The organism is Alistipes sp. UBA1686 (assembly GCF_002320215.1).
Classification (GTDB): domain Bacteria; phylum Bacteroidota; class Bacteroidia; order Bacteroidales; family Rikenellaceae; genus Alistipes; species Alistipes onderdonkii.
On record NZ_DCKA01000016.1, the window covers coordinates 1 to 22,519 of the forward strand.

At 57.2% G+C, this 22,519-nt stretch carries 20 protein-coding genes; 8 read left to right on the plus strand and 12 right to left on the minus strand.

The genetic code is table 11. The annotated features are described in order from the left end of the window. Window positions 1-1,119 (minus strand): DEAD/DEAH box helicase (locus tag B3C38_RS06620; protein WP_286726332.1); only part of this gene is annotated, 1,119 nt, incomplete at its 3' end. Between the two features lie 411 nt (window positions 1,120-1,530). Here B3C38_RS06620 and B3C38_RS06625 point away from each other — a divergent pair. Further along, window positions 1,531-1,755 (plus strand): hypothetical protein, encoded by a 225-nt coding sequence (locus tag B3C38_RS06625; protein WP_256166090.1) that lies wholly within the window; start codon window positions 1,531-1,533, stop codon window positions 1,753-1,755. Between the two features lie 23 nt (window positions 1,756-1,778). After that, window positions 1,779-2,417: a hypothetical protein gene (locus B3C38_RS06630; protein WP_276792979.1), complete on the plus strand. Its 639-nt coding sequence runs from the start codon at window positions 1,779-1,781 to the stop codon at window positions 2,415-2,417. A gap of 43 nt (window positions 2,418-2,460) precedes the next feature. Here the strand turns inward: B3C38_RS06630 and mobV are convergent, their stop codons facing one another. From mobV to B3C38_RS06685, 11 genes are all read right to left on the minus strand, one after another. Beyond that, entirely contained in the window at window positions 2,461-3,897 is a 1,437-nt protein-coding gene (gene mobV, locus B3C38_RS06635) for a MobV family relaxase (RefSeq protein WP_022332440.1), read from the minus strand. Window positions 3,898-4,148: 251 nt separating this feature from the next. Then, window positions 4,149-5,033, minus strand: a complete 885-nt coding sequence (locus B3C38_RS06640) for a toprim domain-containing protein (protein ID WP_022332439.1) — start codon at window positions 5,031-5,033, stop codon at window positions 4,149-4,151. A gap of 115 nt (window positions 5,034-5,148) precedes the next feature. Then, a complete protein-coding gene (locus tag B3C38_RS06645) occupies window positions 5,149-6,195 on the minus strand; it encodes an AAA family ATPase (protein WP_022332438.1) in 1,047 nt (348 codons plus the stop codon). A gap of 2 nt (window positions 6,196-6,197) precedes the next feature. After that, entirely contained in the window at window positions 6,198-6,485 is a 288-nt protein-coding gene (locus tag B3C38_RS06650; RefSeq protein ID WP_026318657.1) for a helix-turn-helix domain-containing protein, read from the minus strand. Window positions 6,486-6,614: 129 nt separating this feature from the next. After that, on the minus strand, window positions 6,615-7,511 hold the full coding sequence (locus tag B3C38_RS06655; RefSeq protein WP_022332437.1) for a hypothetical protein: 897 nt from the start codon (window positions 7,509-7,511) through the stop codon (window positions 6,615-6,617). Between the two features lie 86 nt (window positions 7,512-7,597). Beyond that, window positions 7,598-8,791 carry a site-specific integrase gene (locus tag B3C38_RS06660; protein WP_286726334.1) on the minus strand — a complete coding sequence of 398 codons (1,194 nt, stop codon included), beginning with the start codon at window positions 8,789-8,791 and terminating at the stop codon, window positions 7,598-7,600. Window positions 8,792-8,969: 178 nt separating this feature from the next. After that, the gene (locus tag B3C38_RS06665; RefSeq protein ID WP_022331715.1) at window positions 8,970-9,887 is read right to left on the minus strand and encodes a hypothetical protein; all 918 of its coding nucleotides are present in this window, start codon (window positions 9,885-9,887) and stop codon (window positions 8,970-8,972) included. After that, window positions 9,887-11,041 carry a retropepsin-like aspartic protease gene (locus B3C38_RS06670; RefSeq protein WP_022331716.1) on the minus strand — a complete coding sequence of 385 codons (1,155 nt, stop codon included), beginning with the start codon at window positions 11,039-11,041 and terminating at the stop codon, window positions 9,887-9,889. The genes B3C38_RS06665 and B3C38_RS06670 overlap by 1 nt, the downstream gene beginning before the upstream one ends. A gap of 13 nt (window positions 11,042-11,054) precedes the next feature. Then, complete coding sequence (locus B3C38_RS06675; protein ID WP_022331717.1) at window positions 11,055-11,504, minus strand: GatB/YqeY domain-containing protein; 450 nt, start codon at window positions 11,502-11,504, stop codon at window positions 11,055-11,057. 127 nt (window positions 11,505-11,631) lie between these two features. Beyond that, window positions 11,632-14,625 (minus strand): fibronectin type III domain-containing protein, encoded by a 2,994-nt coding sequence (locus B3C38_RS06680; RefSeq protein ID WP_286726338.1) that lies wholly within the window; start codon window positions 14,623-14,625, stop codon window positions 11,632-11,634. Further along, window positions 14,615-16,066 carry a sodium:solute symporter gene (locus B3C38_RS06685; protein WP_286726339.1) on the minus strand — a complete coding sequence of 484 codons (1,452 nt, stop codon included), beginning with the start codon at window positions 16,064-16,066 and terminating at the stop codon, window positions 14,615-14,617. Before B3C38_RS06685 ends, B3C38_RS06680 begins: the two co-directional genes overlap by 11 nt. Before the next feature lie 388 nt (window positions 16,067-16,454). Here B3C38_RS06685 and B3C38_RS06690 point away from each other — a divergent pair, with 388 nt between their 5' ends. From B3C38_RS06690 to hisH, 6 genes are all read left to right on the plus strand, one after another. Beyond that, a complete protein-coding gene (locus B3C38_RS06690; protein WP_055204413.1) occupies window positions 16,455-17,018 on the plus strand; it encodes a cysteine dioxygenase in 564 nt (187 codons plus the stop codon). A 570-nt stretch (window positions 17,019-17,588) separates the two neighbouring features. Then, a complete protein-coding gene (gene hisG / locus B3C38_RS06695) occupies window positions 17,589-18,440 on the plus strand; it encodes an ATP phosphoribosyltransferase (protein ID WP_018697083.1) in 852 nt (283 codons plus the stop codon). A 19-nt stretch (window positions 18,441-18,459) separates the two neighbouring features. Next, a complete protein-coding gene (hisD, locus tag B3C38_RS06700; protein WP_022331721.1) occupies window positions 18,460-19,755 on the plus strand; it encodes a histidinol dehydrogenase in 1,296 nt (431 codons plus the stop codon). After that, the gene (gene hisC, locus B3C38_RS06705; protein WP_022331722.1) at window positions 19,752-20,786 is read left to right on the plus strand and encodes a histidinol-phosphate transaminase; all 1,035 of its coding nucleotides are present in this window, start codon (window positions 19,752-19,754) and stop codon (window positions 20,784-20,786) included. The genes hisD and hisC overlap by 4 nt, the downstream gene beginning before the upstream one ends. Next, window positions 20,783-21,931, plus strand: a complete 1,149-nt coding sequence (gene hisB / locus B3C38_RS06710) for a bifunctional histidinol-phosphatase/imidazoleglycerol-phosphate dehydratase HisB (protein WP_286726348.1) — start codon at window positions 20,783-20,785, stop codon at window positions 21,929-21,931. Before hisC ends, hisB begins: the two co-directional genes overlap by 4 nt. Further along, a complete protein-coding gene (hisH, locus tag B3C38_RS06715) occupies window positions 21,928-22,515 on the plus strand; it encodes an imidazole glycerol phosphate synthase subunit HisH (protein ID WP_286726350.1) in 588 nt (195 codons plus the stop codon). The genes hisB and hisH overlap by 4 nt, the downstream gene beginning before the upstream one ends. Window positions 22,516-22,519 lie beyond the last annotated feature (4 nt).

The following is a 22,519-nucleotide window of genomic DNA, read 5'->3' on the forward strand; positions in this document are numbered from 1 at the left end:
GTACATTTGAATCTGGCGCCCACATAATTGCAAAGTTGTGGGCAAACTTTTTTTGATATCATGGAAAGCTGCAATTTTCAGTTTCGGCATATCGAAGCCTTCCCCAAACATATCAACGCATACAATGATCTTACATTCTCCAGTTATTATTTTTTCCTTTATCTCCGATATAGACCTTGTAGATAATTTTGAGTGTATAGACAATGGATTATATTCCGGGAACGAATCAGCATAGATTTTTTGAATAATCTCGGCTCTTGCAATACTATTCACTCTTGCCATGAGGACATGGTCATATCCATTTTCGATATCCAATCTTAATTGTTCGATAGCTTTGTTTGCTATTATTTGATCGGATTGCTTGGAATTCCACTCAATAATCGGAATATAATTTATTGGCTTGAAATATCCTTCATCTTGCGCTTTTCGTAAAGGATAATTGAATATTATTTTACCTCCTATAGGTTTGTCGTCATTTCGAAATGGCGTTGCAGTAAACTGGAGAACCTTGGTGTTTTTAAAAGAATTTTTTACAACCGACCATGATCTTGCTGGGGTGTGATGTGCTTCATCCACAAACAAATGAGAACATTGGTTTGCGATTGCCACTTGTATAGGTTTAGATAAACTACCAATGATGCTAATTGTCGTAACCACAACATTGCACTGCTCCATAAAAGCAATGGCTTCTTCTGCAGAACATGGACGATGTGACATTACTCCAACAATTGGTTTCAAGACGGTTTCTTTGATTAAGCCGAATTGAGGGTCGCCAAGCAGTCCCAACGATGCCACTTTATTGGATATTTGTGTACGTAATGCATCCGTAGGAACGACAATCATTGTCTTGTAACAAGACGCAGCTATTAACAACGATAACATAACCTCAGTTTTACCTGTTCCAGTAGGCATCACAACGGTCGCTGGATCTGCCGAGATCTCCCAATGTGATAGTGTTGCATAGATAGCACCGATTTGAGGCGACCGCAATCCTTTACTGTTTCTGGTTATATCTTCTTTTTTTAAGAATATTCCATCTTTCCACGTCTCCAAAATCTGACTGGTCGTTCTTTCTCCAACCAATTGATTGCAATCTAATATTCTACCTATGCCTGCCATATCCAAATGTTTTATCGAATGATCTACTTAATATTTTATGCAAACACCAAAGTACTGGTATCAAAATTAATGATTTTGAATCAAGTATCCATAAAAAAACGACACAAACTCACATATTTCTCAAAATTCAAGAATATTTAGCTACATTTGTAATCGGATAGAGGTCGCTCGTTCCAGACATATTGAAAAAGAAGCGTTATGCTCATCTTGTAACTTGAAAACGTAGGAAATTTTCAGTTAGATGCAAGGGTGGCATAGTGGTTCTCACGCGTTAGCGTGGGCTGCTATCACTACATCTGCATCTACGGGTTTCCTACGACCTTCAAGTTAAGACGTGGCATTGCAGTTCCACGCTTCGTGTTATTAATATATCCTTGTGGAAGCTGAAGGATGACTAATACAAAAATTGTTATGAAAAGATTAATTCTTTTATTTTCAGTCATTACTATCTTCTCCTCTTGCAGCGTAATAAAGAAAACTCATATTCGAGATTATAGTGAACGAATTGAATTAATAAAAACAAATTTCCCTGAAATATACGAACTGTATCGTCGTGGTGAGGTTGTCATTAATGACGTATATACTTATGAAAAAGACGGACATGAGAAAGTTCACATCAATTATTATTACAGATAACATAAATAAAGCAAACTATGACAATGAAACAGATTTACTTTGTCTTAATTATTTCCCCTCTTTTGTTTAGTTGTACACAAACAAAGGAAGAAAAGGCCGCAGAGATTGCCAAATCGGAAATGATTAAAATTCTCTATAATGTGGATAGCTATGAGCCTATCGAAACACAGGTAGATAGTGCATACACCTCTGTTTATACGGATTTTGATGTAGTCAGAGCCGCTCACGATTTGATCGAATTAAATGCAGACGAGAAAAAAGAAGGACTCCAATGGCAATACAAGCATGCCAAATCATCGGCAGCCATTTGGAGTGATTCAAGAGATGCCTATTCCAGAGAACAATATCGCCAAGCGAAAGAAGAAATGGATGATTACGCCAACCAGCTCAAAGAATTAGACGAAGAGGTCAAGACTAAAATAAACGAAATCCGAGATTCTGCAAAAGCGGTGATTGAGCATCAGTTCTGCGGATGGAACATATACCATAGATTCCGGTGCGCAAACGGTCTTGGCGTCCAACAGATCAGCGATATATTGATAATCGTAGATGAAAACTTGGAAATGGTTAAAGGACGGTTTATGTTGGACGATAATGACGATTACAGTTTGGACAAGCTAAAAAAGACCATAGATAAAGCAATCGGCAAAGATCGGAAATAACGATTAAGTTCCGATAACTGAGTTTATCGGGACTTGATATAATTTATAGTTTAAAACCTTTGGAACGCCTTGTTTGCTGCTCATGTCGGACGAAGTGTTGCAGCTTATCGAATCGTCCTTTGAACCAGTCGGCAATAGGGATTCGGTCTATCTTAAGTTGTAGTTTTTGATTGTCTGTCGAATCAGGCGTAATCTGCGCTACAACCCGTTCCGCTGCAAATTTTCGTCTGTGCTCACCAGAATAAAGTTCCCCGCTGTATTCGAGTTGCTTGCCGCCGATAAGAATTTCAATCTTTTCCTCACTGAATCCAACCTTGCGGCATAAGTCATCCATACGCAACATTTCGCGGAAATGAGGAAACCATGTCAACGCTTTGCAGACAATCGTTTGCAGGACGGACAATTCTTTTTCATGTTGTTTTTCCTTGTTTGTCAATTCTGTCGCATGCCGTGCCTGCATAGTCGTCAATTCTCGACTGTGATCGCTCTGCATGGTCGTTATCTTCTTTTGCAGGGATTCGATGCTCTCGTCCCGTGCGGCTACCTCGTGTTGCAGTCGGTCGATTTCTTGCTCCTGCCGCTTGACTTTCGACGTGCCTATCATTGCTCCGATACCGTCGATGATGGTCGTGCCGACCTCGGCGGCAGAGTTCTTCAGTCGCTCGGTTTTCAGTTCTCCTTTCACCGCTTTTAACTCGGCTTCGGTTTTGGTCAGTACATCGCGGGTTACCTGCTCTTGTTTGGAAGCACGTTCAATGGTTTCCCGTTTCTCCGCCTCGATACGGAGCAATTCACCGATATTGTCCTGCAACCCCTGTTGTTGGGCGATGGCGTTGCGGTAGAACTCTTGGGTGGTGACATGCCGGGCTTCCGAACCGTCGATACCGCGTTGCAATCCGTATTTCGCCATTGCTTTGGCATAGCTATCCTGATACCCCTTGAGCTTGACGCGTGTCATCAGGTCGTCGACGCACAGGCGAGGTCGCGCAGTTGATTTCTTGCGGTATTTTCGTTTGCCCGGCTCGTCGGTTTTCTTTTCACGGACTTTGCGCCGCTCACCCGTCACAATCGGCACGACGGATGCATGAATATGCGGGGTCGATTCGTCCAGATGCAATACGGCTGACACGACATTATCTTCGCCGTAGGTTTTTCGGAGCCAATCGAGATTATCGGCGCACCACTCCTTGATCCGTCCTTCGGCGGCAATCCGTTTCATATCGTCGTGCGATCCGGTCAGCATGATGCGGATGGCGCGGACTTGGTTCGTTCCGATCTTGCGGGTCAAACCCGCATGGTCGAGGCGGTAGTTGATCGCTTCCGTGCGGTCGGCCACGCCCTCCGGAAATTCGACCAGTTCTTCGTTCCGGTAGGTAAGCGACGGTATGGCATTCGAAGGCATCTGCGTCCGCTCGATATGCGCGGTCATCCTTACTTCATTGCCCGGTGCTTTATCCAAATGCAATACAGCATATCCCATATTCTGCGGTAGTTTTAACGGTTGATAATTGTGGTCGTCGGATCTTCGACCGCACACGCGGTCGGCGGCCGGAACGGTCGCAAGGGGTTTCCAAAGGGGAGTCCCCTTTGGCCTATTGGGGCTTTTTCAGCAGCACGAAGTGATGCGGCTCGGAAAAAGCCCTAATAGGCTATGGCTTTTTCGTGAGGAAAAGCCGCAGGCGCGGAGCGGCCGATCTGTGGGTGACTGTGCCGGCGACAATCCGGGCGACGTTATAACTTGCGACCGCGCGACCGTTTGTGTTCTTTCACGGGCCAGCGACTTCGCAGGTAATCGTTCAGATCGTTATGCGGACGATAGTGAACGGATTGGTCGGACAGATTCCGGCAAACCGGTTTCAGTCCGGCGGTCGCCTTACGCCCAGCATCGTCGTTGTCGAGGTAGGCATAGACCTGCTCGTGCGAGGCGATGAATGGCGCGGCTTTCGAGAGGTTCGTCACGGAGTTCAGCACGACAATATTGTGCGGAGGATTCGGGGCGCGTTTGAGCGTCAGGTACGACAAGAAGTCTACAAAACCCTCGAATACGAGGCATGTCGGATAACCGCCGTTTCGGGTCGACGGAGCCTTCGACGTACAGCCCTTGAAATAGCGGTTGCGCAGTTCCCATCCTCCAGTATCGTTGCGGAATCCGACGGCGAAATAGGGCTTATCCGCCACACGATAATGCAACTCCGAGCAATGCAACCGCACCGTATCGAGGTCGATACCTCGCCCCATGAGATAAGAGAGCAACGCTGGAATTTCCAGCGGCAGCACGTCTTCGACAATAATCGAGGGTATACGTTCCGGTAATGCCGGACAATCCCCTTGAAAAGAGAAAGTAGTTGCGCCACCGATCTGCTGCTCCAACAGCCGCATGGCCGTCCCTACATCGCACCGTTCCATGCGCATCACGAGGTCGATCAGTGTCCCGCCCTCGCCTGCACCATAGTCGATCCACAGATTTTTGTCATAATCCACTTTCATACTCGGATTGCGATCCTCCCGCAACGGAGAGTGATACAACCCGTAATAACCTCTGTCTTTTGCCGGATGGATGCCCCGTCCGGCAAGGTATTTCCTTATCGGAAACTTATTGATTGTTTTTGCGTCCATAATCTTTTTCTTTTCACTCGATTTAATCAGTACGGTTCGGGGTTTAACCCGCCGTACCGGTTTAGAATGGTTTAATAATATATACCCCCGTCCCGGACTAAACCGCCCGAAAGGGTCAATAGTGGAAATCGGGATTATAGCGGTAGAATTTCTCCTCTTTGAGGATCATCCGCTTGTTCTCCAGAAAGACTTTCAGTTGCTTCGCCTTGTTGATACCGAACGAATGGCCGATGGCGGCATAGCTGTTTTGGAGCTTCCCAATAAGCGATGAATAAGAAACCCGGTCAGCTTCGGAAAACAGAAGTTGCAACGCCTCGCGGTGCTTGGCCTCGCTTACTTCGGCATAATCGAAACTCTTGGTTGCTGTCGCCGGTCGGGGTTGGTAGTCCTCGACCAATTCCGGCAACGCATCGGCGTTGATCCGAAAAGCGAACGGCTCAAAGTCCCGATCCCGGATGTGCATGGCCGTGACGGAACTTGTATCCCGGTCGAAATCGTCTTTGGTGATTTGCAGCACGGTTTCGGCTTTGTTGTTCAACTCCGTTCCCAGATGCCCGCGCGTATTGTCGTCGCTCTTATTCAGGTGCAGGACGGTATGGATATGGATTTTACGCTCGTCCGTCCATTGCATCAGCTTCGTAATAAGGTCGGTCGATTCGCCGGGGCTGTTGATGTCGTGCACCAGATCGCGGATGCCGTCGATCACGACCAGTCCGAGGTCGTCGATTTCATAGATAGCCTCCTCGATCTTCTTCAGCCGATCTTTGGTTGCATAACCACGCAGGCACAAGAACTCCAACAGCGGCGGATGCGTATCGGCGGGCAATCCCGCCAGCCGCAGAATCCGGCACAACACCCGTTTGCAATGGAAGCGGCTCTGCTCCGTATCGACGTAGAGGATGCGCCGCTTCTCCGGCGGCAAAGAGGCCGAATAGTTCAACACCGTGCTGCCCGTCATAGCTGCCGCCACGATCGCGCAAACGTTGAACGTCTTTTTGCTCTTCGCCTTTCCGGTCGATGCGCTGAAATTACCCAGCGTCCCCACAATCGAATCGCCCACGCGCAGGATCACGGGCGGAGCCTCGAATACGTCCGTCACAAGCAACCGGGCATCGCGCCATGAACCGGTCGGTTCCGCCAGAACTTTGTGCTGCGCTTCCATCGTTACTTCCTCGCAGGACGTGCGAGAACATATTTCTGCGCTTCCGCCTCCGTCTGCGCCTGTGTCCTTATGGGATTCTGACGCAACCATGCCTCCAATTCCGTTTTCTCGAAATAGAGCATCTTCCCCTGCGGCTTATAGTGAGGGATCAGGTTGCCCGATGTCAGTTTATACAGGTAGCTTTTAGAAAGATTCAGAAAACGGCTCGCCTCCTCGAAGCTGAGTACGTTTTTGGAATGTAAAACCAGATTTTCGAGTTCCGCAACCCGCATTTCAATACTTTTCTCCATATATTCAGAAGATTAAAATTAAACAAATGGAGTGTCGACCCTCCGTGTGCTTGTAACAGTTACGGGGGCAAATGTAGGGCTGCGAAACTTGATAGCGGATTAACCTATCTTTGAGGGATCAACCTATTCTCAAAGTTTTTTCACTTGCTTGAGATACCTTTCGATGGTTGCGTATTTTCCCTCTGCACCTATATCGCGGATATAGTTGGTTGCAGTTGATAAATCACTTTGATTGATGTATTTATCACGGCTTCGGTCTTTGGAGAGAAAGAGTTTGTAGTTGGCGATCACGGATTGCCAGTTCGGGGTTATCAAACCCCGGTCGCTCAATCCGGCAAAAAAGAAAGCGACAAGGCGGTTGTTATTCGACCGCACGATTGCATGGGGCTTGCCCGCAAAGATCGCTGTCAGGTCATCGGGCGTCAGCGGCACGTTGAACATCTTAACATCGTTGATGCCCTCGACCAGAAACGCGATCTGCTCGTCGTTCAAAGTCGAATCGAACGGATTATCCGTTTCCGCGATAGGCAGTACGGCTTTCGTGGTCATCACAACCTCTTTCGGCTCCTTTTGCGCGGCTACTTTCGATTTCCGGTCTTGCAGGTAAGCGGCATAACGCTCCAAAACGACGGCTTTCACAACCGCAGAGAAATAGGGCAACTCTGCATCGTAAACCGTATTAGCCTGCTCATAGCGGGAGTAGTCGAATGACACGACCGAAAACGCAAGGTATTTTTTCTTTTCACCGGAGTTCAACTCCTCGAAGAGAGTGCTGTTCCAGAGGAACGCAGGATCGGAGTAGAAATTCCGGATGTTGGACAGTACGGAATAACGCAGATACAACTGCGCCAGCTCGTCGGCAGTACGGATGTATTCCAGCTTTTCCAACTCCCGCATCTGCTCGCAGTCGAGGTAGGCGGATTTCGCCGTTATACGATCCGTCAGCACCCGAAAAGCATGATTGATACAGCGATTGAAAAGTTCCTGCAACCCATCGAATTTCGTTTTAAGTTCCAAGCCGTCCATAGTCTTTATGATTTAATCCGTCTATAAAGATACAAAAACGGATGAAAAAACGTGCGAATCCATATCCGCACGTTACATATACAAGTTTAATCTGTCAGATTTGGAATCAGCCCGATCGCCTCCTCTTTCTTCTTATCGACGATTTTGGCGTAAATTTGAGTGGTCGCAATATTCTTATGCCCAAGCAATTTACTGACCGTATATAAATCTGCGCCTAAAGTCAGCATCATCGTCGCATGAGTGTGCCGCGCGACATGAAAAGAGATATGTTTGGTGATTTTCGCTGTCTTTGCCCAATGCTGTAACGTGTCGTTCACCGTCCCTTCGTGCGTCAACGGATAGATAGAATCGCCGTCTTTCGCTTCGCCTCGTTCCGGCAGCCACTTCAACGCTTCGTCGGAGATCGGCAGGTAAAGCGGCTCCTTCGTTTTCTGCATTTTGATCTCGATGCGCACACGCCCGCCGCTCTGCTGCAAGTCGCTCCATGTCAGTTTCCGAATGTCGCTCACCCGCAACCCGCACAGGCAACTAAACAGAAAGGCTTGTTTAATGATCTCGTGCCGACACGGGGTAGCTATCAGCAACTTCAACTCCTCGATAGTCAGGTATTCCCGGCGGCTCGGCTCTTGTCTTACTTTATCTGCAAAATCAAACTCCTTTGTAGGGTTGATCGTAATTATACCCTCTTTATAGGCTCGGTTGATCGCCGTGCGCAACGTGCCGTAATAGGAAACGACCGAATTATTCCCCAGCACGCCTCCGGTTTTCCGCACTCCGTATTTGCTGGCCTTGGGCATCTGCCGCAGGAAATCGGTAAACTCCGAAAGAAACTGTTTATCGACATCGCGAAACGCGATATAATCACCCCGAAACAACTTCAACGCACGGACGGTATTCAGCACCGTTCGCGCATAGTTCCCGCTCCCCCGCTCGGCTGACTGTTTCCCGATGCTCTCCAGATAGTCGAGCAGATTTACTTTGGACTTGTTCGTGTTCTGAAACCCGTGCGCGTCGTTCTGTATCTCCACAATGCGCTTACTTTGGATCGCTTTGGCAAGCGCAAGCGTCGCCTCGTTCTTCGTCTTATCCTCCCGTGTCCGCTCCGGGATCAGGTAGAGTTTCAGAAACTCATACTGCCGCTTGCCGCCGACATAGTTCTCCTTACGGATGACATCGCCCGTATAATAATCCAAATAGATAGATTGGTTGCCGTTGGCAAGCTGCTTGAACCGGATTTGCACCGGGGCTTTTAACTTGACCGTTTGCTTCGTCTTCGCCATACCCTAATTCCTTTTTCGTTACAACGGCAAATATAGCGATTTGTTTTGTTACTTCGCGCCTTTCAAGTAACAAAATAGTAACAAAACAAAGGCATTTATCGGCTAAAACAGGAAAACGGGGAAAACAAGAGAAAAGAGAGCAAAGAAATATAAAATATTGCTTATTAGTTTTTTACAATCAATTTATTCGACTTTCTTTGTCCTTTTTCCATATCTGGTAGGAATTGACGAAGTTCTGCCAGACAATATATGCCGTCGGGGCGATCGAGGAGATCGGGTCGAGGAACGACTGCGCCATCCAGACGGCCAGCACCGTGTTTTTCTGCCCGAGCGACTGCCCGCCCGCCGGAGCGTCGCCGTAACGGCGGCCGAGCGAGCGGCCGACCTTGAACTGCACCAGGCAGATTACCAGCGCCGCGAATGCCAGCCACAGCCCGGTCGCGGGCGAAGCATCGTGCAAATCGAGGATAAAGGCCGTCGTACGGCCGATGATCACCACCAGCGATACGAGCCACATGTAAAATGAAATCTGACTGTGATCCCCGATCCATTTCGCCGCTCCGGGCAGTACGAAACGGCAGAACTGCGCAGCCGCGAAGGGCATGATGAGCAGCGGCGCGATACGCGCCAGTATCTGCGTGAAGGAGCATGCCCCCGTCCCGGCCAGCGACAGAACGACGGGCGCCACGAGCGCGATCACCATGTTGCACACGAGGCTGTATGTAGCCATCGTCGGGACATTGGCCCCGAGCATCCCGGCGATCACCACCGCGGCCATCGCCACGGGCGCCAGCACACAGATCATCGCCCCCTGTGCCACGATGGGATTCAGCGGCAGCAGCAGGAAATAGACCGCCACGCTCACCACGACCTGAAACAGCAGCAGCCAGAAATGCAGCATCGAAGGCTTCATCTGCCGGGGCTTGACGCGGCAGAATGTGACGAAGAGCATCAGGAAGATCAGCGAGGGTGTAATCATCTGGTGCGTCCACCCCTCGAGGGCGGTCACGGGGCGGCAAAGCAACGCCCCGACCACCATGGCCGTCGGCATGGCGACGGTCTTGACATTGCGGTGCAGGTATTCCAGTACGTGCATTATTTCATGGTTTCAATCGTTAGGACAACATGCTGCCCGGAGGCCGTCCCGATCCCGCACACCGTACCGTCCAGCGGGTCGGGGTCGAGCAGGAATCGGCAGACGTCGCCGTCCCAGGGGTGCCCGTCGAGCGAGAGGATGCGGTCGCCGGGGGCGATGACGTCCGCGAGCGCCTCGTCCCACACCTGCCCGACGACGAGCTGCCCGGCGGAAAGGGCCAGCGTAAAATTACAGGCGGGCTGCGGCGGGGCTTTCGCCTCGCCCCCGCGGGGTATGAACAGGAAGCGCTTGCGGCGGAAATCGAGCACGACCTGCCCCCAGTCGAACAACTTGCAGCCGAGGATCCGGTTGTGGCCGAAGGTGCGCTTGACCGGCATGTCGGCAATGGCCGTCCCCTGAATTTCGAACCGGGGGATCGTACCCCGGAAATGGCTGTTCACCCTGTTGCGGTTCGTCCAGCCGATAGCCGACGCATATCCGTCGGCCCAGCGCAGGCTGTCGATGAACCACAGGGGCGGGGGCGCATCGCCGGAATCGGCATAGGAGAAATGGAAATAGCCCGCCGAGCCGGTGTCGAATTTGACGTACATCCGGGCCTGCCTGTCGCCGTTGCGGCATGTCACCGGCAGAAACGGGCATCCGCCGCCCAGTTCCATGCGCGACATGCGTCGGCCGCGGGGCAGCCCCAGCGTGCGGACATCGTCCGTGACGGTGATTGTCGAGTCGGCATTGGGCATGCGGACGGCGCACCAGCGCAGCAGGTCGCACCCCGCGATGCCGTCGACCCGCAGGCAGGCGAAGACCAGCGAAGTGTCGGGCATGACCAGCACCGGATGGTCGCGGAAAAGCGCGTCGCCCATCCGCAGGCTGTCGAGCCGAACCAGGTCGATGGGAACGACATGGCCCTCGAAATCGCGGACTTTTTGGGTTTTCACGATCTCGGCCCCCAGTTCGTCGCGCAGCGATTCGCTGATGCAGGTGCCTGACGCCCCGGTGTCGAAGATAAACCGGCGGGGGCCCGCAGGCGTGCCGAGCACCACGACATATTTGCCGTGCTCGACCGTATAGGGCAGGTCGAACCGTACGGCAGGACGCCGTGCGCAAACCTCCTGCACCGCAAAGAGACTGCACAGGACAAACAACAGGCGCTTCATCGGCACACCGGCCTTATGAAAGCAGTTCCCTGACCTTGGCCGAAATATCCTTGCCGTCGGCACGTCCGGCGAGCTTCTTCGTGACCACGCCCATCACCTTGCCCATCTGCGTCACCGACGTGGCGCCGACCTGGGCGATCACGGCCCTGACCTCGGCCTCCAGCTCTTCGGGCGTAAGCTGCCGGGGCAGGAACTCCTGGTAGACGGCGACCTGTGCCAACTCCTCGGCCGCGAGGTCGGGGCGGTTCTGCTCTGTGAAGATCGCGGCGGAATCGGCACCCTGCTTGGCCAGTTTGGAGATGATTTTCAGTACGTCGGCATCGGGCAGCTCGGCGATTTCCGGGCCCGCGGTCTTGGCCTCGATGATATACTTCTTGGCATTGCGCAATGCGCCCAGGCGCACGGTATCCTTGGCCTTCATGGCCTCCATGATACCTTTCGAAATCTGTTGTTCGAGTGACATAATTTATCTATTTTACAAAAAACAATCGTTTGTCCGTCCTCTTCCGGGGCGCCCCGCCGGGCGGCACACGGCGCTTGGGGCGCCACAGCCGGAGCGTAACCGCCGCAAAACCGGCACCGGAGGCCGGCTAATCATCCCCTCCGCTCTTTCCGCCGAGCAGGAAACCCAGTATGTCGGCCATCAGCCGGTCGCGCTGCACATCGCTCTCGAGGGCTTCGAACGGAAAGCCCATGACGAACGTGCGGCTGTCCGCGCAGGCCACCCCCGCGCAGCGGTTGTTGTCCACGTAGCGCATCACGGGGAAAGCCCCGCCACCCGCGGGTCTCAGGGCATCGACCCGTTCGACCCGGTAGCGGTCGGGGCGGAAATCGTCGACATAGCGGTACTCGTCGCGCGAAAAACCCGCATGCGAAGTCACGACCCGCACCCGGTTGCGGTCGGCGGCCTGGTCGCCGTCGTAGGTGTAGTGCAACACCTCCTCGGCAAAAGCGCGGTCTGCGGGGGTGGCCTCCCCGCCCGTCCAAAGGTCGGTCGCCACGTAGCTGCCCGACACGAAAAGGGCTCCGTCACCGGCCATATAGCGCCTCAGGACATCCTGCAATTCAGGCGAAAACGTTTTGAACGCATACCCCGCCACACCGCGCCCGATGGTCACGGAGCGCTGTTTGCCCAGAATCAGGTCGACTGCGGAATACTCCTCCAATGACACGCCGCGATCCCCCACGGCCCGCACCGAGGCCGAGCAGAACGAATAGCCCGCCCGGGCTATGGAACGGCCGTGCACATAGGGATAGTCGAACGTATTGCCGCCGATTACCTCCGTCTCGTAGTCACAGTTGCAGGCGCCGAGGGCGATGCTGTCGACCTCGCACCCGGCCATCGCCAGGTCGAACACCTGCTGCCCGCCGATGAACGAAATGTCCTGTTTGTCGGGCACCCCGCCGTCGAGCTCGGTATAGAACCCTGCCAGCGAATCGCGGCGCATGCTCAGCGGGGCGCTGATGCGGTCGAATCCGTTTACGACCAACACGTTCCCTTTCTCGTCGGGCATGCGGCAGGCGGCGACGACCTCGCTGGGAAAACTCTCCCCGCCTTCGTTCACGGCGGTCACCTTGTAGCTGTAAATGCGCCCCGGTTCCTGCTCGGAAAGCAAACAGGGCTTGTCGGTATAACGGCCGTTGTCGAAGCCGCCGTCGTCGATGCGCGTATAGACCACATAACCGGTCGGGGTGGCCGTCATTTCGAGCGAATCCATCACGGGCGACCACGAAACGGCCACATTGCCGTCGTCGGCGAACTGCACCGAGAGGGCCTCCACAGGAAGCGGCTGCACCACATAAGGTAATCCGTACTGCGAACTGATATACTGCAAGATACCCTTATAGATGGCGCGGCTCACGAGGAACTTGAAGCGCGGGTCGCTGCCATAGCGCATGTCTGCGAAATTCTGGTGCGAGAGCAGTTCGAGCAGCATGGTCGGGGCACCCGGCACGCGCGCTTCGTAATAGGCGCGGTTCCAGAGCCCGCGGCGGTTCCATTCGGGTTCGCAGGTACGGCGGATGTCGGAGACGATCTGCGTCATGACGATGTCCGTCAGGTCGCGCGAACGGTAGCGGTCGGCACCGCCCTCGAAACGCCCCTTGTTCTCGCGGGTATAGAAGATGCCCAGCGTGCCGATGGTCTCGTCGTTGAGCCGCACGCCCGCATCGGAATGGAAGGCCAGCGCCATGTCGACCGGAATCCGCAGTCCCGTGCTGTCGGGCATCCGCTCCGAACCGCCCATCAGGGCATTGACCCAGTGGGCGCGCGACATGTAGTCGTCCTTATAATCGTCGGCGTTCTCCTTCGGGGTGTATACCTTCGGGTCGAACCCCGCCCACTGGAGCCAGTAGCGGGCGCCCTCGCAGAAACGGGGATAGCCGCTCGTCTCCTCGGCATATTCGACGCCGGGACGGCGCAGCGAATCGCAGACCGAGCGGGCGACATTGCCGTAGCCGCCGCCGACCTTCACGGCGTCGGCCGTGACGATGCGCCCCGCCTGCCGCGAGCGGTTGGTGAGCGTCACGACCGGCTGCTCACCCGGCCCGAAGAGGAAATGCCCGAGGTAAATCCATGTCCCGCCGCCCATCGTCTGGTTCACAGCGAACGTACTCTCGCCCCCGAGGTGATGCACCGTATACTGCGCGTCGTCGGTGCTTCCGGGCACCGTTTCATAGCTTACATAGACGGCGTATTCACCCCGCTCGGGAATGTCGGCACGCCATGCGGCACGGCTTTCGGCACCCCCGGCGACCGTCCGCACGCGGCGGGTCGTACCATCCCGGAACGGGTTTTCGCCGGTGCGGTATACCTGCCGCGTATGCGCGAAGCCGACACCGCCCGGCTGCCATTTCTCGGGGCCGTCCGTCTCGGCGTATTGCCCGGCGGCATCGTTGTCGGCCAACACCTCGTATTTCTGCACGTCGCGTTCGCGGGGCAGCATCACGCAGGCACCCGCATTTTCGAGCATCGGCACCAGGTAAGGCAGCACATAGCTCTGGGTATAGAGGTCTTCGCAGGTCATCCACAGCCGCGAACGCTGCCATTTCCAGCGGTTCGCAGGCTGGTCGAAATAGCGTCCGTGGCTCTGCCACAGCGCGATATGGCGTCCGGCAAGCCCCTGCGCGGGAGCTGCGGGCGAGGACTGGCGGACGACGAGCGGCCGCTGCGAACGGTTGACGAAGGGCACGACCTTCTTCTTGCGCAGCAGTTTCCTGAACTCGGCATCGGTGCGGTAGGCCATCGGGATCAGCCCCCGCACTTCGCGCTTGTCGGAATAAAGCTCGATGGAGGCTTTACGGTACTCCGGCGGCAGGACGGCACGCACCGAGTCGTACATGGCCCGCAGGTTCTGCTCGCGGAACGGGTAATAGGAGAGCCCCACCGAGGTGTAGATGCGCACCCGCTTGCGCGAGGCGTCCACGCCCTCGATGCGGACAAAGCCGCCCGAAACCTCACGGGCGACGATACGCGACAATGTACGGCCGATCTCGCGGCGGGTCGCGGCGTCGACCCCGGCGGCCGGGGCTTGCTGCCAGCCGAAGCAGAGCAGCAGGAAAAACGACAGGAATTTAGTTTTCATTCTTCTTGGCAAGCAACAACATGCCGGCCATGGTGAAGGCGGCATTGTAAATCAAAAGTTCGAACCCGATCCGGTAGTCCCACGCCTCGCGCGCCCAGTATTGCACGAGGGCGCTCAGCACGGGGGCGGCGACGGCGACCACGGGCATCCAGCCGTCGCGGATCTTCAGGCGCGTGAACATCCCGAAGGCGAACATCCCCAGGATCGGCCCGTAGGTATAGCTGGCGACCTTGTAGACGAGGTTGATGACGCTGTCGTCGGCCAGGTATTCGAAGCCGAGGATCACCAGCGCCATGCCGACGGCCATGCCGACGTGCACGCCCCTGCGGATACGGGTCAGGCGTTCGTCGCCGTAGCGCCTGGTGCCTTGCAGGATGTCGACCGTGAACGAGGTCGTAAGGGCCGTAAGGGCCGAACCGGCAGCTGAATAAGTACTCGAAATAAGCCCCACAACAAACAGTATGCCAACAAATACCGGCAATCCGCCCTCGACAGCCACCAGCGAGAATACCTGGTCGCCCTTCGCGGGCACGGCAAGGCCGGTGCGGCCGATGTAAATGTAGAGCAGCACACCCAGCACGAGGAACAGGAAGATGACGAATATCTGGCTGACGGCCGTCAGGACGATGTTTTTCTGCGAATCGCGCGGCGTGGCGCAGCTCAGGTTCCGCTGCATCATGTCCTGGTCGAGCCCCGTCATGGAGATCAGCAGCACGACGCCCGCAAGGAACATCTTCCAGAAATAGCGGTCGGAGGAGGGGTCGTCGAAGAAAAACACCCGCGAATAGGGCGACGCGGCGACCTCGCGGGTCATTTCGCCGAACGACATGCCGAGCGCCTGCATGATGAAGACGATCGACAGCACGAGGCTGCCCACCAGGCAGAAAGTCTTGAGCGTATCCGTCCAGATGAGCGACTTGACACCCCCCTGCTGCGTATAGAGCCAGACGAAGAGCATCGTCACCAGCGCATTGAGCCAGAACGGCAGCCCGTAGTGGCTGAAAACCAGCAGTTGCAGGACGGCGCAGACCACGTAGACACGCAGCGCGGCACCCAGCATCTTCGACACGAAGAAAAACCACGCCCCGGTATGGTGCGAGAGGATGCCGAAGCGCCCGTCGAGGTATTCGTAGAGCGACACCACCCGGAGGCGGTAGAAGGTCGGGATGAGCAGGAACGCAACGACCAGCTGCCCCACGGTGAAACCGGCGACCATCTGCATGTAGGAGAAGGAATCGACGGCGACCGAACCCGGCACCGAGATGAAAGTCACGCCCGAGATTGCAGCCCCGATCATGGCGAAGGCTGCCATATACCACGGCGTGCTCCGGTTGCCGGTGAAGAACCCGGCATTGTCGGCACGCCGGCCCGAGAGCCAGGCGACGACAAAAAGTACGGCTATATAGCCCAATACGGTGGTGATAACGGCGAAAGGTGTCATAAGCGGAGTCAGCGTTCGGATTTAAGTTACAAATATAGCAAAAAAGGCTGTACGGCGGCAACCGCAGGGCATTTTTCCGTAAAAAACGACATCGGGGAACGGCTTGCGCCCGCCCGGGGGCCGTGCCGGAAAAAACGGCCAGGGTAAACGGGAGAACGAACGGCAAAGCGACCGGAAAGGCCGCCCGGGCAAAGGCAAGGCAGCAACAATCCGATGGCGCGACGGCTGGCGGGCGGCAACGTTGTCAGGATCCGGAAGCAGGGCGCCCGGCAGAGACGCCGCGCAGCGCCCGCACACCCAGGAAACCGACACGCAGCGCAGGAATAAGTATTTTTACTGAAGGTTTGCACGGGGCGGCCAGCTATCTTTGCACCAAACGGACAACACCATGAAACAGGAACGACATGCGACGACACTCGCGGAGGATTTGCAGGAGGCTTCGGCCTGCACAGCCGTGTACGGGGAGTTTTTTACCGGACTGCTGGGGATCATCGGCAGGAAACCCGTCGACGACGCATTGGGCGAGCGAATACAGGGCTACGTGCTCGGCTGGCTCGAGGGGCACCCGCTGACGGAATTCGACGACTATTCCGCGACGGCCTACCGCCGCACCTACCTGGGCCGATCGCCGGAAACGGGATGGGAGGCGATCGTGATGAGCTGGCAGGAGGGCAACCGCACGAGCATCCACGCCCACCCGCAATTCGCAGGCTACCACTTCGCCGACGGCAGGTTCCGGCTCGAAATCTTCGAACCCGCAGGCGGCGGCACGGCACGTCCGGTGCAGAGCGCCGAGGTCGAAGCCCCGTGCGCGTTCTTCGCAATCGGGAAACCGGGGTGTTTCGACAACCACATACACCGCATCACCTGCCTGAGCCCCACGGGGCACAGCCTGCACGTCTATTCGGACGACGCACTGCGCGGCAAGGTATACGGCGAAGCGGATGAATAAGCCCCGGACTTTCCTCCCGCCGCCCGCCCCGCCCCCGGAGCGGCCGCAACCACCCCACGGGAATCACGGCAGCAGGGGCAATAGGTAAAACCGAAGCGCCGAACTGCCCCACTGAAACCGTCTGCCGGCAGACAAAAATAGCAAAAAAAACGGACACAGTGAAGACGACCGGCAGCAGGGCACAAATACCGGCATTGCAAACACCCGGACGCCGGACGTGCAATTTCTGCAAACTCCATGCACCGGCCGCACGCTACCGGAAACAGGCCGCACGGGACAGACGAAGATCGCGCCGAGGGTATCCAGGGCTGATTTTGAAAATATATTAAAAAATTTTACTTGGAATTTTGTTTTTTCGGACAAAATAGATACATTTGTCCCAACGACAGCATATATGACAATATTTCACCATATCCATCATCACCATCACCACTTTCCGAAGGGGTAAGACGGATATGTACATGTAAACGGAACCATAAGTTTAACAAAAGTATATACGAAGCTCACCCCCTGCGGGTGGGCTTTTTTCGTGCTTATGCCGCGGGCGGTGTGCCAAAATCGACAAAAAAAATGCTGAGAATCGCAATCCAGGCCAAGGGCCGACTCAACGAACAGAGCATCGAACTGCTCTCCGAGGCGGGCATCCGCGTCGCCGAAAGCAAACGCAAACTCATCTCGCGCGCCGGGGGCTTCCCGCTGGAAGTGCTCTACCTGCGCGACGACGACATCCCGCAGGCCGTGGCGATGGGCGTCGCCGACCTGGGCATCGTGGGGCTGAACGAAGTGGCGGAGAAAGGATTCCGCGTAGAGCAGGCGATGGATCTCGGGTTCGGAAACTGCCGCATCTCGCTGGCCGTGGAACGCACGGTGGCATACGAAGGGCTGGATTATTTCCGCGGCAAGCGCGTCGCCACCTCCTACCCCAACATCCTCACGCGGTTCTTCGCCGAAAAGGGCATCGACGCCGAAATACACACCATCGAGGGCTCGGTGGAGATCGCCCCGGCGGTCGGGATGTCCGACGCGATCTTCGACATCGTATCGTCGGGCGGCACGCTCATCTCGAACGGGCTGGTCGAAGTCGAGAAGGTCTTTTATTCCGAAGCGGTGCTGATCGCCAACCCGGAAATGGACGAGGCGAAGCGCCGTGAAACGGCACAGCTCACCTTCCGCTTCAACTCCATCCTCGAAAGCCGGGGCATGAAATACGTGCTGATGAACCTCCCGGCGGAGAAACTCCAGGAAGCAATCGTCATCCTGCCCGGCATGCGCAGCCCCACGATCCTGCCGCTGGCGCAGGAGGGATGGTGTTCGATACACGCCGTGATCAGCGAATCCCAGCTCTGGGAACGCATCGAACGGCTCAAGGAGATCGGCGCGGAAGACATCCTGGTGCTGACGCTCGAAAACATGATCCGCTGACCCCGAAAAACACCCGGATATGGAAATGCTGAAAATCCACAACAACCCGCCGCGCCGTGAATGGCCGGCCCTCACGGCCCGCTGCACGCGGCAGGAGGGCGAAATCACGGAACGGGTCGCCGCCATCCTCTCACAGGTGCGCACGGGCGGCGACAAGGCGCTGCGCGACCTCGTGGCCCGCATCGAAGGTTACGTCCCCGAGAGGTTCGAGGTTTCCCGCAGGCAGCGCACCGAAGCGGCCAAAGCCGTGCCGCAACGGCTCAAGACGGCGCTTGCGATCGCCAAGTCCAATATCGAAGCCTTCCACAGGGCACAGCTCCCGCCGCAGGTCGACATCGAAGTGATGCCCGGCGTGCGGTGTGTGCAGCGCGCCGTAGCCATCGGCCGCGTGGGGCTCTACGTCCCGGGCGGCAATGCCCCGCTCTTCTCGACGGTGCTGATGCTCGCCCTGCCCGCCCGGATCGCCGGGTGCGGCGAGGTCATACTCTGCACCCCGGCCGGGCGCGGCGGGAAGATCGCCCCCGAGGTGCTTTTCGCCGCCGACCTGTGCGGCGTCGACCGCATCTTCGCCGTCGGCGGGGCGCAGGCCGTGGCCGCCATGGCCTACGGCACGGAAAGCATCCCGCACGTCGAAAAAATCTTCGGCCCGGGAAACAGGTACGTCACCCGCGCCAAGCAGCTGGTAAGCACCGAGGCCGTGGCCGTAGACCTGCCGGCAGGCCCTTCGGAGGTGATGGTGCTGGCCGACAACAGCGCCCGGGCGGAATTCGTCGCCGCCGATCTGCTGTCGCAGGCCGAGCACGGGGACGACAGCCAGGCCATCCTGGTCTGCCGGACGGAGCGTTTCGCACGGCAGGTAACCCGGGCCGTCGAGGAGCAGATCCGGTATCTCAGCCGCGGCGAGGCGATCCGCAATTCGCTGGCCAACAGCCGGATCGTATTGTTCGACGAGGAATACAAGCAGATTGCGTTCGCCAACGCCTATGCCCCGGAGCACCTGATCGTCTCGATGCGCGACGCATGGGGCATCGCCGCCAAGATCACGGCTGCGGGCAGCGTCTTCATCGGCAATTACTCGCCCGAAAGCGCCGGGGACTACGCCTCGGGCACCAATCACACGCTGCCCACGGGCGGCTGGGCCCGTGCCTGCAGCGGGGTGAACGTCGACAGTTTCATGCGCAAGATCACATTCCAGGAGCTGACGCGCGACGGGCTCGACGCGCTGGCGCCCGCAATCACGGCCATGGCCGAGGCCGAAGGGCTCGACGCACACGCCAACGCCGTGCGCGTCCGGATGAAAGGAGGGATACTATGAAACCGCTGTCGCAGTTGGTGCGCCCCAACATCCTGGCGCTGCAACCCTACTCCACAGCCCGCGACGAATATGCGGGCGGCGGGATCGACGTATGGCTCGACGCCAACGAAAGCCCCTACGACAACGGCGTGAACCGTTACCCCGACCCGCACCAGCGGGCGCTGAAAGCCCTGATCGCAGAACTGAAGGACGTGGACGCCGGGCGGATCTTCCTCGGCAACGGCAGCGACGAGGCCATCGACCTCGCATTCCGGATCTTCTGCCGGCCGGGGCTGGACAACGCCGTGTCGATCGCCCCGACCTACGGGATGTACCGCGTGGCGGCTGCGACGAACGACGTGCAGATGCGCGAAGTGCCGCTGGGAGCCGGCTACTCGCTCCCGGTCGGGGCGCTGCTGGCGGCAGCCGACGAGCGCACGAAGCTGATATGGCTCTGCTCGCCCAACAACCCCACGGGCAATGCGTTCCCGGCACAGGAGATCGAAAGCCTGCTCCGCCGCTTCGACGGCATCGTCGTGCTGGACGAAGCCTACATCGACTTCGCCGACGGCGGCGGGTTCCTGCCGCGGCTCGGCGAGTTTCCGAACCTGATCGTCCTCCAGACGCTCTCCAAGGCGTGGGGCATGGCCGGGCTGCGGCTCGGACTGGCTTTCGCCTCGGAGGAGATCGCCGGCCTATTCGGCCGGGTGAAATACCCTTACAACATCAACACGCTCACGCAGCGGGCCGTCGCGGAATCGCTCCGCAGGGACATCTCGGCCCAGGTCGCGGCGATCCGCGCCGAACGCTCGCGCCTGGCGGCGGCACTCGCGGCATGCCCCTGCATCGGGCAGGTCTACCCGTCGGAAGGCAACTTCCTGCTGGTAAAGACCGCGGCACCCGACCCGTTGTACCGGGAGCTGGTCGCAGCGGGGGTCATCGTCCGCAACCGTTCGCGGATCGCAGGTTGCGAAGGCTGCCTGCGCATCACGGTCGGGCGCCCGGAGGAGAACGACCGCATGTTGGAAACCGTCAAAAATTTCCGCCCATGAAAAAAGCGCTCTTCATAGACCGCGACGGCACCGTGATCGCGGAGCCGCCCGCGGATTACCAGGTCGACAGCCTCGAAAAGCTGGAATTCATACCCGGTGCGATCTCGGCGCTCCGGACGCTCCGGGGGCTGGATTTCGAGCTGGTGATGGCGACGAACCAGGACGGGCTGGGCACGGAGGCCTTCCCGGAGGAGGATTTCCGGCCGCCGCACGAAAAAATGCTGCGCACGCTCGCAGGCGAAGGCGTCGCGTTCGACGACATGCTCATCGACCGCACGTTCGAAAGCGACGATGCCCCGACGCGCAAACCCCGTACGGGCATGTTCGGCCGCTACACGGACGGGTCGTACGACCTCGGGACGAGCTACGTCGTCGGCGACCGGGCGACCGACATCCTGCTGGCGCGCAACCTCGGGGCGAAGGGCATCCTTTTGGCGCCTGCCGCCGAAGGACGCAGGATGCTGCGGGAAGCGGGCGCGGAAGAGGCATGCGCGCTCATCACGGACTCGTGGGCCGAGATCGCGGAATACATCCGCCGCGGGGAACGGCGGGTCGTTGTGACGCGCGAAACGCGCGAAACGCAGATCACCGTACGCATAGACCTCGACGGCCGGGGCTTCGGCACCTGCGGGGCCGCCCCGGGCGACGGGATTTCCACCGGGCTGCGGTTCCTGGATCACATGCTGGCCCAGATCGCCCACCACGGCGGGGTGTCGCTCACGGTGGAGGCGCACGGCGACCTGGACATCGACGAACACCACACGATGGAAGACGTGGCGATCGTGCTGGGCGAGGCCATCGACCGCGCCCTGGGGTCGAAGGCGGGCATCGGCCGCTACGGCTTCGCACTGCCGATGGACGACTGCCGGGCGCTGGTACTGCTCGACTTCGGGGGGCGCATCGACTTCGAATGGGACGCCGAATTCCGCCGCGAGCGGGTCGGGGACGTCCCGACGGAGATGTTCCGCCACTTCTTCCACTCGCTCTGCTGCGCGGCACGCTGCAACCTGCAGATTTCGGCGCGCGGCGAAAACGACCACCACAAGGCCGAGGCGATCTTCAAGGCTTTCGCCCGTGCGCTGCGCATGGCCGTGGCACGCACCGGCTTCGGATACGACATACCCAGCAGCAAAGGCATACTATGATAGCGATCACGGATTACGATACGGGCAACCTGCGTTCGGTGGCCAATGCCCTGCGGCGCATCGGCGCCGAATTTACGGTCACGTCCGACGCCGCGGTGCTGCGGCAGGCGGACAGGGTGCTCCTCCCGGGTGTGGGCGAAGCCTCGTCGGCAATGGCCAAACTCCGCGAACGGGGACTGGATGCGCTCATCCCCACCCTGACGCAGCCCGTACTGGGCATCTGCATCGGCATGCAGCTGATGTGCCTGGACAGCGAGGAGGGAGACACCCGCTGCCTGGGGATTTTCCCGACGCATGTCGTGCGGCTGAGAGGCGGGGAAAACCCGCTGAAAATCCCCCACGTAGGCTGGGATACCGTCGGCAGGCTCCGCAGCCCGCTTTTCGACGGCCTCGGCGAAGACACCTACCTCTACTATGTCCACTCCTTCGCGGCGCAGGCGTGCGACGCCACGATCGCCCAAACCGACTACGGAGGGATCTTCAGCGCCGCCCTGGGGCGCGGCAATTTCTTCGGCACGCAGTTCCACCCCGAAAAGAGCGGGCGGGCGGGCGAGCGGATACTACGCAATTTCCTAAAACTCTGACGAC